General features: G+C 73.1%; 13 protein-coding genes. 10 read left to right on the plus strand and 3 right to left on the minus strand.

The window, feature by feature from the left end:
- Window positions 1-40 precede the first annotated feature (40 nt).
- Window positions 41-793, minus strand: coding sequence for a 7-carboxy-7-deazaguanine synthase QueE (locus BSZ37_RS01595; protein WP_218830361.1), 753 nt, complete (start codon window positions 791-793; stop codon window positions 41-43).
- 137 nt (window positions 794-930) lie between these two features.
- Here BSZ37_RS01595 and BSZ37_RS01600 point away from each other — a divergent pair, with 137 nt between their 5' ends.
- Genes BSZ37_RS01600 through BSZ37_RS01610 form a run of 3 tightly spaced genes read left to right on the plus strand, consistent with a single transcriptional unit; the run spans window position 931 to window position 3132 of the window.
- Entirely contained in the window at window positions 931-1164 is a 234-nt protein-coding gene (locus BSZ37_RS01600; RefSeq protein ID WP_095508861.1) for a hypothetical protein, read from the plus strand.
- The gene (locus BSZ37_RS01605) at window positions 1164-1562 is read left to right on the plus strand and encodes a hypothetical protein (protein WP_095508862.1); all 399 of its coding nucleotides are present in this window, start codon (window positions 1164-1166) and stop codon (window positions 1560-1562) included. The genes BSZ37_RS01600 and BSZ37_RS01605 overlap by 1 nt, the downstream gene beginning before the upstream one ends.
- Before the next feature lies 1 nt (window position 1563).
- Complete coding sequence (locus BSZ37_RS01610) at window positions 1564-3132, plus strand: NAD-dependent epimerase/dehydratase family protein (protein WP_218830362.1); 1569 nt, start codon at window positions 1564-1566, stop codon at window positions 3130-3132.
- Here the strand turns inward: BSZ37_RS01610 and queC are convergent.
- Window positions 3129-3839: a 7-cyano-7-deazaguanine synthase QueC gene (queC, locus tag BSZ37_RS01615; RefSeq protein WP_095508863.1), complete on the minus strand. Its 711-nt coding sequence runs from the start codon at window positions 3837-3839 to the stop codon at window positions 3129-3131. The genes BSZ37_RS01610 and queC overlap by 4 nt on opposite strands.
- 224 nt (window positions 3840-4063) lie before the next feature.
- Between queC and queF the strand changes: the two genes are divergently transcribed.
- The 3 genes from queF (at window position 4064) to BSZ37_RS01630 (ending at window position 7559) form a co-directional block, all read left to right on the plus strand.
- A complete protein-coding gene (queF, locus tag BSZ37_RS01620; protein ID WP_095508864.1) occupies window positions 4064-4636 on the plus strand; it encodes a preQ(1) synthase in 573 nt (190 codons plus the stop codon).
- 174 nt (window positions 4637-4810) lie between these two features.
- Window positions 4811-5884 (plus strand): endolytic transglycosylase MltG, encoded by a 1074-nt coding sequence (gene mltG / locus BSZ37_RS01625; RefSeq protein WP_095508865.1) that lies wholly within the window; start codon window positions 4811-4813, stop codon window positions 5882-5884.
- A 73-nt stretch (window positions 5885-5957) separates the two neighbouring features.
- Window positions 5958-7559, plus strand: a complete 1602-nt coding sequence (locus BSZ37_RS01630) for a hypothetical protein (protein ID WP_095508866.1) — start codon at window positions 5958-5960, stop codon at window positions 7557-7559.
- A 35-nt stretch (window positions 7560-7594) separates the two neighbouring features.
- On the opposite strand, the gene BSZ37_RS01635 is transcribed toward BSZ37_RS01630, so the two are convergent.
- Window positions 7595-9238 carry a hypothetical protein gene (locus BSZ37_RS01635; protein ID WP_143537525.1) on the minus strand — a complete coding sequence of 548 codons (1644 nt, stop codon included), beginning with the start codon at window positions 9236-9238 and terminating at the stop codon, window positions 7595-7597.
- A 215-nt stretch (window positions 9239-9453) separates the two neighbouring features.
- On the opposite strand from BSZ37_RS01635, the gene proS reads away from it, so the two are divergent.
- The 4 genes from proS (at window position 9454) to BSZ37_RS01655 (ending at window position 14119) form a co-directional block, all read left to right on the plus strand.
- A complete protein-coding gene (gene proS, locus BSZ37_RS01640) occupies window positions 9454-10938 on the plus strand; it encodes a proline--tRNA ligase (protein WP_095508868.1) in 1485 nt (494 codons plus the stop codon).
- A 3-nt stretch (window positions 10939-10941) separates the two neighbouring features.
- Window positions 10942-11694, plus strand: coding sequence for a hypothetical protein (locus BSZ37_RS01645; protein ID WP_095508869.1), 753 nt, complete (start codon window positions 10942-10944; stop codon window positions 11692-11694).
- Window positions 11695-12026: 332 nt separating this feature from the next.
- The gene (locus tag BSZ37_RS01650; RefSeq protein ID WP_095508870.1) at window positions 12027-13559 is read left to right on the plus strand and encodes an HAD-IG family 5'-nucleotidase; all 1533 of its coding nucleotides are present in this window, start codon (window positions 12027-12029) and stop codon (window positions 13557-13559) included.
- Window positions 13560-13669: 110 nt separating this feature from the next.
- Window positions 13670-14119 carry a hypothetical protein gene (locus BSZ37_RS01655; RefSeq protein ID WP_095508871.1) on the plus strand — a complete coding sequence of 150 codons (450 nt, stop codon included), beginning with the start codon at window positions 13670-13672 and terminating at the stop codon, window positions 14117-14119.
- The last annotated feature ends 20 nt before the right edge of the window (window positions 14120-14139 follow it).

The raw sequence follows: 14139 nt of genomic DNA on the forward strand, positions 1-14139 counted from the left end.
GGCCCCGCCTCCCCCGACCTCGGCGCCGAGGCGGGCCGGGTCAGTCCACGCCGAGCGCCTTGTGGGTCTGGACCGAGACGCGCCAGCGCGGGTCCTCGAACACGAGGTCGAGCGCGAGCCGCGTGGCCTCCGCGAGGCGCGGCCCGTCTTCGGGCTGGAGCCACAGCGCCCGCCGCCCGCCGTGCGCCCTGACCCGCTCGGCGAACGCGCCGTAGGCGTCCGGCCGGTAGTCCGGCACGACCAGCTTGAGCTCGTCGCACGCCTCCAGCGCGAGCTCGGCCTCGGGGAGCTTCGGGCTGCACACGACCCAGTCGGGGCGATTGGCCGGGTCGCCGCCGAAGGCGTCCGCGAGGCGCTGCGTCCCGTTCGTCTCGACGGCGACGGTGAAGCCCTCGGCACGGAGGGCGCGGACGAGTGCGGCGTCCGCCTGGAGGAGCGGCTCGCCGCCGGTGAGGACGCAGAACCGGACGGCCCCGCCCGCCTCGGCGGCGGCCCGGGCGAGGTCGGCCGCGCTCAGCTTGACGGCACCCGGCGGCGCGAACTCGGTGTCGCACCACAGCGGGCAGTCGGCCCCGGAGCGCGCGGCGTCGCGCTGGCGGTCGCGCTCGAGGCCGCTCCACAGGTTGCACCCGGCGAGGCGGACGAAGACGGCGGCCCGCCCGGCCTGCGTGCCCTCGCCCTGGACCGTCCGCCACAGCGCCTTGACGGCGTACCGCTTCCCACCGGCGGGCGACGCTGCCAGCCGGCCAGCGAGGCCGGCCTCGCGCTCGGGAGTGGGGAGGGACACGCTCATGGGGCGAAGAAACGGAGGCGTGGGAGGGTCCGCACCGGGCCGTCGGGAACGGCCCGATTCTTCGAGCGCGCGGCGGACACGGAAACCACTGAGGCCCGGGCGACCTATGCGGGTCCCCACTCCCTCCCCCCTCTCCCATGGCCGACACCCCCACCGCCAACCAGCAGACCCAGACCTGGCCCGAGCTCGCCATCGGGCTCTACGACAAGCTGACCGGCCGCAATGCCGAGATCGAGTACGAGTTCGACGACTTTGAGGTCCAGGTCCCGAGCGGGACCGGCCCCGAGGCGACCCACGCCAAGTGGGCGATGAGCGGGACCGTCCGGATCCGCACGCGCGACCCCGAGCACGGCGGCGCCGCGAAGGGCTGATGCCGCCCCCCCCTTCTCCGGGCCCCCGCCGCCGGATCCTCGTCGACGCCGACCTGGACCTGACCATCGACGGCCACCCCGTCGCCATCCGCGGCGATGGGGAGCGCGTGACGATCGCCGTCGACTCGGCGGCGACGGCGACACGCCTGTTCCGCGCCAGCCGCCCCGGCGCCCAGTTCGTCCGCGCCGTGACCGAGACGCTCGACGTCCTCGGCGTCGACGTGGAAGTCACGGTTGGCGGGCGGAGCGTGCTCGCGGCCGGGCCATCGGCGCAGGCCGGGCGGATCGCGAAGGCCGTCGGGCTCGGCGCCGTCGAGGTCACGCCGCCGGCCGAGGCCAAATGGGCGGCCGTCGGGCTGGCGCTCCTCGGCGGGCTGGCCCTCGGCCTCCGCCGCTAGCGTGGCCGTCTCCATTCTCCAGACTGAGCGGCCGGCGCCCGAGGCGGACGCCGCGGCGCTCTCCCCCGCCCCCGAGGCCGAGCCACCCGAGACCCGCGCCGAGGCCGACCGCCCGACGGTCGCCATCGCGGGCGCGTCGGGGTTCGTCGGGACCGCCCTGCGGCACGCGCTCGCCGCCGAGTACGACCTCGTCGGCCTGACGCGGTCGCCGGCGCGGGCGGCGCGGACGGACCAAGGCGACGCCACGCACTGGCGCCACTGCGACCTGTTCTCTCTCCGCGACATCGAGGAGGGACTCGACGGCGCCGACCTCGCCGTCTACCTCGTCCACTCGATGCTCCCCTCGGCGCGACTGACGCAGGGGACATTCGCGGACCTCGACCTCATCCTGGCCGACAATTTTTCGCGCGCGGCGAAGAAGCAGGGCGTCAAGCAGATCGTCTATCTCAGTGGTCTCTTGCCGGAGGACACCACCGACCTCTCGAAGCACCTCCGCAGCCGCTGGGAGGTCGAACGGACGCTCGCCGCGCACGGCGTCCCCGTCACGACGCTCCGCACGGGCCTCGTGGTCGGGAAAGGAGGCTCGTCGCTCCGAATCCTCGTCAACCTTGTCCGTCGGCTCCCCGCGATGGTCCTCCCGAGTTGGACCGAGTCCGACACGCAGCCGGTCGCGCTCCGCGACGTCGTGCGGGCCGTCCGGCTCGTGCTCGGCGCGCCGGGCCGGTTCGAGGGCGCGTTCGACGTCGCGGGGCCCGATGTCATGACCTACCGCGAGATGCTGGAGCAGACGGCGGAGGTGCTCGGCGTCGAGCGGCCGGCCTCGGGCGTCCCCATCCTCACGCCGAAGCTTTCGACGCTCTGGGTCAGCCTCGTGACGGGCAGCCCACGGGCGCTCGTAGGACCGCTCGTGGCGAGCCTGCGGCACGACATGGTCGTCCGCGACAACCCCGTCCAGCGAGCCATCGGGCCGGACGCGCTCCCGTTCCAGGCCGCCCTGCGCGAGGCCGTCCGCCCCGACGGCCAGGCGGTCCCCGACACCCGCCACGGCCACCGTCGAGAGGACGACGCGTCCGTTCGGGAGGCCCGGCTCGTCCGCTCCGTCCAACGCTTCGACCTGCCGGAGGGGCGGACCGCCGAGTGGGCCGGCCGCGAGTACATGCGTTGGCTCGACGGCTTCGCTGGCCCTCTCCTCCGCGTCCGCACCGCGCACGACGGCCCCGCGTGGCGCGCGCGATTCTCCGTCCGGCCCTTCCCACGCCCCGTTCTCGAACTGACGCACGCGCCGGACCGGAGCACGACCGACCGGGCCCTCTTCTACGTCACGGGCGGAATGCTGGCCCAGACCGGCGGCCCCCACCGCGGGCGGCTGGAGTTCCGCGAGGTCCTCGGCGGCGCGTGCCTGCTCGCGGCGATCCACGACTTCGCGCCGCGGCTGCCGTGGGCGCTGTACCGGCTCACGCAGGCTGTGGCCCACCTGTTCGTAATGGCCCAGTTCGGCCGCCACCTCTCGAAGCTGGCCAACGTCGCGCCCGCCCGCCTCGACACCAAGGCCGAGGCAGCCAGGGCCTAGCGCGCGTCCGGGATCCAGCCGTTCGCGACGGCCTCTTCGTAGCCCTTCGCGCGGAGGACGCTCGCCGGGTTGTCGAGCCGGCCGTAGCCCCACGGGTGCCGCTCGCTCCGGTCGCCGTGGTAGTCCGTGTGGCTCATCTCGCGGACCGTCTCGAGCACGTCGAGCCCGCGGACCGTCCCCAGGTCGGCCGCCAGCTTCCACGTCTCGGCCTTCGTCAGGTGCATGAGCGGCGTGTGGATCTGGACCGGTGCGTCCAGCGCGAGGCTCAGCGTCTCGGCCTGCGACTCGATGAAGCCGAGGCGGCAGTCGGGGTACCCCGAGTAGTCGGTCTGGCACATCCCCCCGACGAGGTCGTGGATGCCGCGCGTGAACGCGTGGCTGGCGGCGGCGGTCAGGAAGAGGGCGTTCCGGCCCGGGACGAAGCTGGCCGGCAGGTCCGGGGCGAGGGCGTGGGCGGCGTTCGTGTCGGCCGCCTCGTCCGCGAGGAGCGCGGAGCCCGACAGCAAACCGCCCAGGTCGAGGACGGTGAACGGGACGCCGGCCGCCTCGGCGATCGCGTGGGCCTGCTCGAGTTCGACGGCGTGGCGCTGGCCGTACCGGAAGGCGAGGGCCTCGACCCGGTCGAACGCGCCGTGGCTAGAGGAGAGGGCCCAGAACAGCGACGTCGTCGAGTCCTGACCGCCGGAGAAGAGGACGAGGGCGGGCACGGGTGGGAACTGGAAGTGGGAGAGTGGGAAATGGCAGACGTACCCGAAAGGTTCGGCGGAGGGCCGCGCAGCCCCCCCCCGAGCTCACGTTCTGCCGTTGCCTCTCCCCCCGTCCCCGATTCCCGCTCGCGGAACGAGCCTGAGCCTTTCGCGAAGAACGCGCCGCCGCGCAAAACGGGCCGATTCGGGCCGTTGCTATCCTCCCCTACCCCACTGCCCTCCGCATGGCCGACACGCCGACCGCGGCCGACCGCCTCGACGACTTCCACCAGCGCGCGCTCGACCACACGAGGGCGTCGCTGGCGCACATGGCCCGCTACGGGATCGAGCCCGAGGGCCGCGTCGCCCTGTTCCTCCCGCCCGACGCGCGCCAGCAGGAGATCCACCGGATGCCGTACGAGCACGCCGCCCGCCAGGTCGTGACCTACACGACCGAGCCCGGCGAGTTCACCGCGCTCTGCCCGTTCTCCGGGCTGCCCGACTCCGGGACCGTCCGCATCGAGTACGTCCCGGGGTCGTGGCTCCTCGAGCTCAAGAGCCTGAAGTACTACCTCATGAGCTGGCGCCACGTCGGCGCGGCGCAGGAGGACATCACGGCGCTCGTCTTCGAGGACCTCATGCGCCACCTCGACGACCCGCACCGGCTCGTCGTGACCACCGACTACACGGTCCGCGGCGGGATCCACACCGTGTGCTCCGTCGACAGCCGCGACCAACCGGAGCGCAACTCGGCCGCGGTCGGCTCCGTCGGCCTCGGCGCCGAGGCGGGCCCGGCCGGCGACGGCGCCACGTCATAGCGCCTCCCCCGCCCCGCTGCCATCCTCTTCCCCTTGTCATCCTGAGGAGCGGAGCGACGAGGGATCTCGCCAGACTCGACCGCTCCGCGCACAACGAGCGCGACGCGGCCAGACACGAGACCCTTCGCTGCGCCCAGGATGCCATGCGGTGATCGCCCTCGACTTGTCCCCCCGATGAAAAAGATCCTCCTCCTCCTGGTCATCCTCGGCCTCGTCGGCGGTGCCGTCGGGGCGTGGCTGGCGTTCCTCCCCAACGTCGGCGGCGACGAGCGGCACAGCGTGAAGCTCCCCGAGGGCGACTTCTCCGTCATGCTTGACTCGCTCGAGGCGGCCGGCGCGATCGAGTCGCGGACGTCGATGGAGACGTTCGGCCAGCTTACCGGCTGGGCCGACCAGGTCAAGGAGGGCCACTACTACATCGAGCCGGGGATGAGCAACTGGGCCGTGCTCGACAAGATTCGGAAGGGCCTCCGCGACCCGATCCGCATCACGATCCCGCCGGGCACGCGCCCCGAGCGGCTCGGGCGGATCCTCGACAACCAGCTCGGGACCGACTCCACGGAGGTCGCCCGGCTCCTCCGCGACCCCGCCTTCGCCGACTCGCTCGGGACCGACGTGGCCCACCTCCACGGCCGGATGCTCGCCGAGACGTTCGACATGTACTGGACCGACGACCCCGAGACGGCGATCCGCCGCATCCACGACCGGTACGAGCGGTTCTGGACCGACGAGCGCGAGGCGCAGGCCGAGGCGCTCGGGCTGACGCCCGACGAGGTCGTCACGCTGGCGTCCATCGTCGAGTGGGAGGCGCGGAAGCCGGAGGAGCGGCGCCGGATCGCGGGCGTCTACGTCAACCGCCTCCTCGGGCGGACGTCCTCGGGCACGATGCGGCTCCAGGCCGACCCGACGGTCCAGTTCGCGCTCATGGAGGAGGGCGGCGAGCCCCGGATGCGGCGGCTCCTCTTTAGCGACTACCGCTTCCCGAGCGAGTACAACACGTACCTCATCGACGGCCTCCCGCCCGGCCCGATCACGAACCCGTCGGACGCGAGCGTCGAGGCCGTCCTCGACAACGAGGAGCACGAGTTCCTCTTCTTCGTCGCCGACGGCTCGGGCGGCCACGACTTCTCGCGGACGGTCTCCGAGCACAACGCGAAGGCCCGGCGGTGGAGCCAGTGGCTGAGCGAGCAGGTCCGCCAGCGGCGCGCGCGCGAGGCGGCCGGGGCCACGAGCGACTCGGCCGAGTAGGCCCGCCTCGGCGCCGAGGCGGGCCCTGAGATTGAGCTAACTCCTGAGGGCGCCTCTGCCGATACTCCGCCCCATGAGCCCGGTCCGAACCCTCGCCACCGCCCAGCTCCGGGCCGACCTCCGCCACGCGCGGTCGGGGAAGCGGGCCACCGGCCGGCTGGCGACGACCGTGATCGCCTACGGATTCTCGGGCCTCGTCCTGGCCCTCTCGCTCGGCGACGCGCCGGCCGCGTCGGCCATGTTCGTCGGGGGGAGCTTCGCGATCGTGCTGGCGGCATTCGGCGTGGTGGGGTCGTACGACGAGTTGATGAGCCGGCCGCGCGACAACGCGTGGCTGGCGACGCTGCCGGCCACGGAGCGGCAGCACTACGCGGCGCGGCTGGCCGGCGTCGGCGTCTACGTGGCGCTCATGGCCGTCGGCATCGCGACGCCCGTGACGGTGGGGACCGGGTTATCCCACGGGCCCATGCTCGGCCTCCTCGTCGGCCTCGGAATCGTGGGGGCGACGGCGTGGACGGCGCTCCTGATCCTCGCGGTCCTGTGGGGCCTCACGCTGTCACTCCCGGTGACGGCCTTGCGAATGGCGCTGTCGGTCGCGCGGACGGCGCTCATCGCGGCGCTCGTGCTCGGGTTCCAGCTCGTCGGCGCCTCGGACGAGGCCCTGGCGGCGCCGTGGTGGCCGGGCGCGTGGCTCGCCGACGCGCTCGACGGCCGCCCGACGTGGGGCCTGGCGGTCCTCGTCGGGTCGCTCGTGGCGTTCGCGGTCGTGTTCACCGCCGTCTTCCCGACGCGCTACTTCCGCGTCCTCCGTCGCCTCGCCGACGGCCTCCGGACCCAGGGGAAGCGCTCGCGGATCGGCCGCCAGATGACGGCGCCGGAGCGGTGGGCCGTGCGTCGGGGCGCGGTCCGCGCGGCGTACGGGTTCGCCACGGCCGCCTTCGCCGACGACCGGCTCGTGCGGGGTCGGCTGTGGCCGGCGGCCCTCCTCCCGGCCGGCTTCGTCGCGTTCGGATGGTTCAACGACGGGCTCCACAGCCTGGTCGGGGTCGGGCAGTACGGGATCGCCGCGGGCGCCCTCGCGGTGCTCCAGGATCCCGGCACGCAGTTCCACCTCTCGGTCCTCGTCGTCCTCCTGTTCTGCGTCCAGACGCTCGTCCAGACCCTCCAGATGTCGGATCACGCGGAGGCGTCGTGGGTGTTCGGGACGCTGCCGGACGCCCGCCCGCGTGTGGTGCAGGTGGGGGCGCAGAAGGCACTCGCGTGGCGCGTCCTGTTCCCGCTCCACGTCGGGATCGCCGTGCTCCTCACGCTCATGATGCCGGCGGCCGACGGCGTGGTCCACGCGGCGTTCTGGTTCGCCGTCGCGGTGTTCGGCGCGCGCGTCACGTCCCTGACCTACGGGACGCCGCCGTTCTCGCGCCCCGGCGACAAGTTCGACGCGGCCTCGCGGTTCATCCCCCTCTTCGTGTCAATCCCCGCGGCGATCGGCCTGCTCGTGTTTCAGATCTGGGCGTTCGCGACGGTCGGGCGGGCCGTGGGCGTAACGGTCGCGACGCTCGTGGCGTCAGCGCTGCTCGGCGAGGTCGTCATCCGCTGGCCCCGACGCCGGCCCGCGTGGCGGCCGGTGGCCCTCCACACGACCGCGGCCCCCGCCAGCGAGGCGAGGGCCGCGTAGTCCGTCCGCCTCGGTCGCGAGGCGGGGAAGGTCAGCTACTCGTTGCCGCCGCGGCGCGACGAGCGCCGGCCGGACGACCGGCTGCCGCCCGAGCGGCTCCGCGCGGGGCGGGCCTCCCGACGCGGGGCTGGGCGCGACTGCGTGCGGGGAGCCTGGCGCGGAGCGGAGCGGCTCTCACGACGCGGCGGAGGCGCGGGCTGAGAATCCCGACGAGGACGCGGCGCGGGCCGGGACTCTCGGCGAGGGGCGGGGGCGGAACGCGTCTCTCGTCGCGGCGGGGGCGCGGGGCGCGTGTCCCGCTGCGGCGCGGGGGCCGGGCGCGTGTCCCGGCGCGGCTCCGCCTGGCGGACGGGCTCCGGACGACGCACGGGTTCGGCGCGCGGCGGCGGATCGTCCCGGCGCGGCTCCGCGCGGCGGACGGGCTCCGGCGAGCGGACCGGCTCGGCCTGTCGCGGCGGCGACGGGCGCTCCGTGCGGGTCGGCGCGGGGCGCTCGGTCCGGGTGGGCGCCGGACGCGTGGTCCGGGTCGGAGCCGGCTGGCTCGTCGTCGAGCGGGGCGGCGAGACGGTGGTGCCGGTGCGGCCGGGCGACGTCATGCCGCCCGCGCGCGGCTGGCGGACCGGCTGGTCGCCGACGCGGTCGGGCCGACGCTCGGGCGCCGTCCGCGTGCCCGTCGATCGGGTGATCCCGCCTCGGTCGACCGACGGCCGGGGCAGACGGGCCGGGGCGAGCCCCTGCCGCGCCGGCTGGCGCGAGGGGTCGGGCGCGGACTCCGCGATGGGCGACGAGTTGGTCCCCGGGAGGCCCTGGATCCGGCTCCGGCGGCCGTCGTCGTCGCCCCGGTTGTTTCGGTAGTCGTCGTAGTACCGGCGATGGCGCGGCCGGCCGTAGTAGCCCGGGCCGTAGTAGCCGGCCCCGGCGTAGTAGCTGCCGTCGTAGAACCCGTCGCTGTAGCCGTGGCCGTAGCTCCCGTAGCCGCCCCATCCCCAGCCGAATCCGACCGAGACGTGGACGCCCGGGCCGTAGCCCCACGGGTCGACGTAGCCGTAGCCGTACCAGGGGTCGATGTAGCCGGCGTAGTACGGGTCGTAGTAGCCGTAGCCCGCGTAGTACGGACGGTACCACGCGCGGCGGTAGCGCCACGTCGGGTACCACCCGTAGTGGACGTACGGGCGGTACGTCCGGTACGGGCGGTAGTAGGTGTAGGGCGACGGGTAGTAGGCCGGGTCCGCGTAGCGGTAGTAGTCGGCGTAGTAGCCGCCGTAGTAGACGTCGTCGTCGTAGCCCTGGCCGTCGTCCGAGAGGTCGTCGGCGACGTCCTCGTAGTAGGTCGTGCCCTCGTCGTCGTAGTAGTAGCGGCCGACGGTGATGGCGTTCGGGTCGACCTCGCCGTCGGCGTAGGTCTGGCCGAGCGGGACGGCGCCGGAGGCGATGTCCTCGGCGGCGGGCACGTCGACCTCGGCTGTGTCGCCGTAGGGGTTGTCGGGCATGTCCATCGTCGCCGCGAGGCCGACGCGGGCGGGGCCGGCGGTGTCGGCCTGGGCCACGGGCGCGCGGGCGCCGCGCCAGCCGTCCTCGGGCTGGGACGACCGGGACGAGGCGCAGCCGGCGAGGGCCACGGCGAGGACCACCCCCAGCAGGGCGGAGGAGGAGGGAGCGAAGCGTCGGGTGGAGCGCATGGCGGCAGGTGGGACGTCGGTGCGGAAGCCGCGCGAAGAGGGAGCGGTCGGGCCGACCGACCCCGTGAGCCCGGGTATATTCGTCGGCCCGTGTCTAGGGAGCCGCGCCCTCCGCGGGCGAGGTAACGCCGCCCGGCGGCGGGCGATCCCCACACGGTCCGCACACACAAGGTAGCCCCGCCCGCCCCCGCGTCCGATCCCGGACCGTTTGCCCCATGGCCGAGAAGATCACGCCCCGCGACCGCGACTACAACCAGTGGTACCAGGACGTCGTCCGGGCCGCCAAGCTCGCCGAGACCTCGCCGGTCCGCGGCTCGATGGTCCTGCCGCCCAACGGCTACGAGCTGTGGGAGAACATGCAGCGCGGGCTCGACGGCATGTTCAAGGCGACGGGCCACCGGAACGCCTACTTCCCGCTCTTCATCCCGAAGAGCTTCCTCGCCCGCGAGGCCGCGCACGTCGAGGGCTTCGCCAAGGAGTGCGCCGTCGTGACGCACTACCGGCTGAAGGAGCAGGACGGCGACCTCATCGTCGACCCCGAGGCCGAGCTCGAGGAGCCGCTGATCGTCCGGCCGACGTCGGAGACGATCATCTGGGACACGTACGCCCGGTGGATCCAGAGCTGGCGCGACCTCCCGCTCAAGCTGAACCAGTGGGCCAACGTCGTCCGCTGGGAGATGCGGACGCGCCTGTTCCTCCGCACGGCCGAGTTCCTCTGGCAGGAGGGCCACACGGCGCACGCGACCGAGGCCGAGGCCGTCGAGGAGACCACGACGATGCTCGACGTCTACGCCCGGTTCGCCGAGGAGTGGATGGCGATGCCGGTCATCAAGGGCGTCAAGACCGCGAGCGAGCGGTTCCCGGGCGCCGTCGACACGTACTGCATCGAGGCGCTGATGCAGGACGGGAAGGCACTCCAGGCCGGCACGAGCCACTTCCTGGGGCAGAACTTCGCCAAGGCCTTCGAGTGCACGTTCCAGAACCAGGACAACGAGCAGGAGTACGTCTGGGCCACGTCGTGGGGCGTGAGCACGCGGCTCATCGGCGCGCTCATCATGACGCACGGCGACGATCAGGGCGTCATCCTCCCGCCGAAGCTGGCCCCCATCCAGGTCGCCATCGTCCCGATCACGCGGACGAACGACGACAACGAGGCCGTCCTCGACGCCGCCGAGGAGATGCGCGACAGCCTCACCCGCGCCGGCTACCGCGTCGTCCTCGACGACCGCGACCAGTACCGGCCGGGCTGGAAGTTCGCGCAATACGAGGTCGAGGGCGTGCCCGTGCGGCTGGCCGTCGGCCCGCGCGACGTCAAGAACGGGACGGCCGAGATGGCCCGGCGCGACACGGGCGAGAAGAAGTCGGTCTCGGCGCGCGAGATCGTCCCGGCCATCCGCGAGGCGCTCCACGACATCCAGAAGGCGCTCTACGACCGGGCCTACGCCTTCCGCCGCGACCACACCCAGGTCGCGGACTCCTACGACGCGTTCAAGGCGCAGGTCGAGGAGGGCGGGTTCGTGCTGATGCACTGGGACGGGACGGCCGAGACCGAGGCGAAGGTCAAGGACGAGACGAAGGCGACGATCCGCTGCGTCCCGTTCCCCGGCCAGTTCCCCGGCATCGACACGGCGGCGGCCGGGACCGACCCCGTGAGCGGCCAGCCCTCGGAGCAGCTCGTGGTCTACGCCCGCGCCTACTAGCCCGTGGCGGTCGGCCCCCCGACGGCCCGCGAGCGGGCCCGCGACGCCGCCCCCTCCGCCTCGGCGCCGAGGCGGGCGGAGCTGGACAGCGCGGCCCACGGCTACCGCCTGGCCAACGCGGTCTCGTACGTCCTCAACCCGCTCGCGCTGCCGCCCATCGCGTTCACGCTCATCGACGCCCACTTCGGGGCGACGCTGCCGGAGCTGGCCTGGACGCTCGGCGTCTCGGCCGTCTTCTTCTGCTTCATCCCGCTGTTCTACGTCATCGGAATGGTGCGGACGGGCCGGGCCGACAGCCTGGAGGTCCGCACCCGCGAGCGCCGGCTGATGCCGCTCCTCGTGGGCATCGCGTCGTACGCGATCGGCGCGCTCCTCTTGTGGCGGACGGTCGAGGGGCCGGCGCTCCCGCTCATCGTGTCGTTCGCGGCGCTCTTCCCGATCAACACGGCCGTGCTGCTGCTGATCAACACGCGGTGGAAGATCTCGATCCACATGACGAGCCTCGCGGGCTTCGTGGGCGTTCTCCTGTTTACGGCGCTCACCGTCTGGCGCGAGCTCCCGGCCGACGTCGAGGCCGCGCTCACGCTGGCGACCGTCGGCCCGCTCGTGCTCTTGGTGCCGCTCTTGATGTGGGCGCGCGTCCGCGTCGGGGCGCACACGCCAGGGCAGGTGTTGGCGGGCGCCGCGTTCGGGCTGCTCGTCCCCCAGATCGAACTGTGGTGGATCGTGTACGAGTGGCTGGACCTGGTGGGGTAGGCTCGCTGCGCTCGCGGGGGGAGGGACGGGGCACGGGCAGAGGACGCCGCCTGCCACAATCTGTCATCCTGAACGAGCGGAGCGAGTCGAAGGATCTCTGGCGAGCACAGCCTGCGATCAACGCTCTCGCCACCAGCTTGAGACCGAGTCGCACCAGAGATCCTTGGCTGCGCCGTCGCTTCGCGGTCGACTCCGGCCTGCGCCCTCCGCCTCGACGCCGAGGTGGGCAGGGCTGGCGGTGGTGCCGGAACGTGAACACGCGGTGCCCCCGACGGCCCCGGGGAACGGAAGGGCGCGGCCGACGCGTTCGGGGGAAACACTGACCTGACGACATGGAAGCCACTGTAGGCTCCGGCACGCACGGCGTGCCCGGCGTCCCCGACGCCTTCGACCACCCCCGCGGCCTGTTCTGCAACCGGACCCTCAACCTCCGGAAGATCCAGGCCGTCGGGTACGACATGGACTACACGCTCGTCCACTACCACGTGGCCCTGTGGGAGGAGCGGGCGTACGCGTACATCAAGAACGGGCTCACGAAGCAGGGCTGGCCCGTCGACGACCTCGTGTTCGACCCCGACCTCGTGGTCCAGGGCCTCGTCGTCGACACCGAGCGGGGCAACGTGGTCAAGGCCAATCGGTTCGGCTACGTCAAGCGGGCCTTCCACGGGACGCGCCCGCTCCCCTACGACGAGCAGCGCGAGGTCTACCGCCGGACGCTCGTGGACCTCCACGACCGCCGCTGGCGGTTCATGAACACCCTGTTCTCGATCTCGGAGGCCGGCATCTACCTCCAGCTCGTCGACAAGCTCGACGCTGGCGAGCTCCCCGACGCCATCGGGTACGACGAGCTCCACCAGATCATCCGGCGGTCGCTCGACGCGGCCCACCTCGAGGGGCTCCTCAAGGCCGAGATCCTCGCCGACCCCGATCGGTTCGTCGAGCGCGACCCGGACATCCCGCTCACGCTCCTCGACCAGAAGGAGTCGGGCAAGAAGGTGATCCTCATCACCAACTCCGAGTGGGAGTACGCCGCGCCGATCCTCCGCTACGCCTTCGACCCGTACCTCCCGGGCGACATGACGTGGCGCGACCTGTTCGACCTCGCCATCGTCGGCGCGCGGAAGCCGGACTTTTTCGACCAGCAGTCGCCGGCCTTCGAGGTCGTCGGCGAGGACGACGAGGGGCGGGCCGTGCTCCGCAGCAACGCCGGGATGCTCGACGAGGGCCGCGTCTACGTCGGCGGCAACGCGGCGCTCGTCGAGGCCAGCCTGGGCCTCCGCGGCAGCGAGATCCTCTACGTCGGCGACCACGTCTTCGCCGACGTCAAGGCGTCGAAGAGCGTCCTCCGCTGGCGGACGGCCCTCGTGCTCCGTCCGCTCGAGGACGAGATCGAGGCGATGGACGCATGGCGCGAGGACCAGGAGCGGCTGACGGCCCTCATGCGCGAGAAGGAACGGCTCGAGGCCTACTTCTCGGCCCTCCGCCTGGAGCGCCAGCGGAACACGGAGGGGTACGGCCCCCAGTCCGGCCGCGACCCCGACTGGATCAGCGGGCGGATCACGGAGGTCCGCGAGCGGCTGCTCGTGCTCGACGCCGAGATCGCGCCCCTCGCGGCGGCCTCGGCCCGGCTCGTCAACCCGCGCTGGGGCCCGCTGATGTGGGCCGGCAACGACAAGAGCCACCTCGCCCGCCAGATCGAGGCCTCGGCCGACGTCTACACGGCCCGCGTCTCCAACTTCCTCCACTACACGCCGTTCGTCTACCTCCGGAGCCCGCGCGGGACGCTCCCGCACGACCACGCGACGCCCCAGGACCCCGGCCTCGAAGCGGCCTCCCGCGAGATGGGCCTCGACGACTTCTCGTGAGAGCGACGGCCCGTCGGGCTTGCCCTCCTCGCGAGGGGCGTATGAGGAATGGGGGCAGGCGAATCCGGCCCCAAGCGCTCGGGTAGACGGTCTCTCTGCCCTCCGTGCCCGTGCCCTCCTCTCCCCTCTCGAAGCCCCAGCGACGCGTCCTCGACGACGCGCTCCGGCTCGTCCGCAACCAGCGGAAGCAGGCCGACGCCGAGGGCGCGCCGTTCGCGCCCGAGCAGGCCTGGACCACGCCGTTCGGGCTGGGCTACTTCGTCGGCGTGGTCGACGGGCTGTGCCAGGCGCACGGCGTCCCGTTTGACGGGATGGCGCTGGCGATCCTCGGGCTCGTCCTCGACGACACGTTCCAGCGGCCGCAGAGCGACCGGCTCCGCCAGCGGGCCATCGACCTGATGCAGGCCGGCGACGCCGACTTCGAGCGCGGCCGGCCGTGGGGCGGCAACGAGGCGCTGGGGGTGCAGCGCGGGCTCACGAAACCCGTCGGGCTCGTCCACCTCGCGCGGGGCGACGAGGGGCGGATGGGCGGGCCGGTCGGCGGCCCCGCGCAGGCCTAGCCCCGCCCGCCTCGGCGCCG

Origin of the sequence: Rubrivirga marina (assembly GCF_002283365.1) — a bacterium.
Taxonomy (GTDB): domain Bacteria; phylum Bacteroidota; class Rhodothermia; order Rhodothermales; family Rubricoccaceae; genus Rubrivirga; species Rubrivirga marina.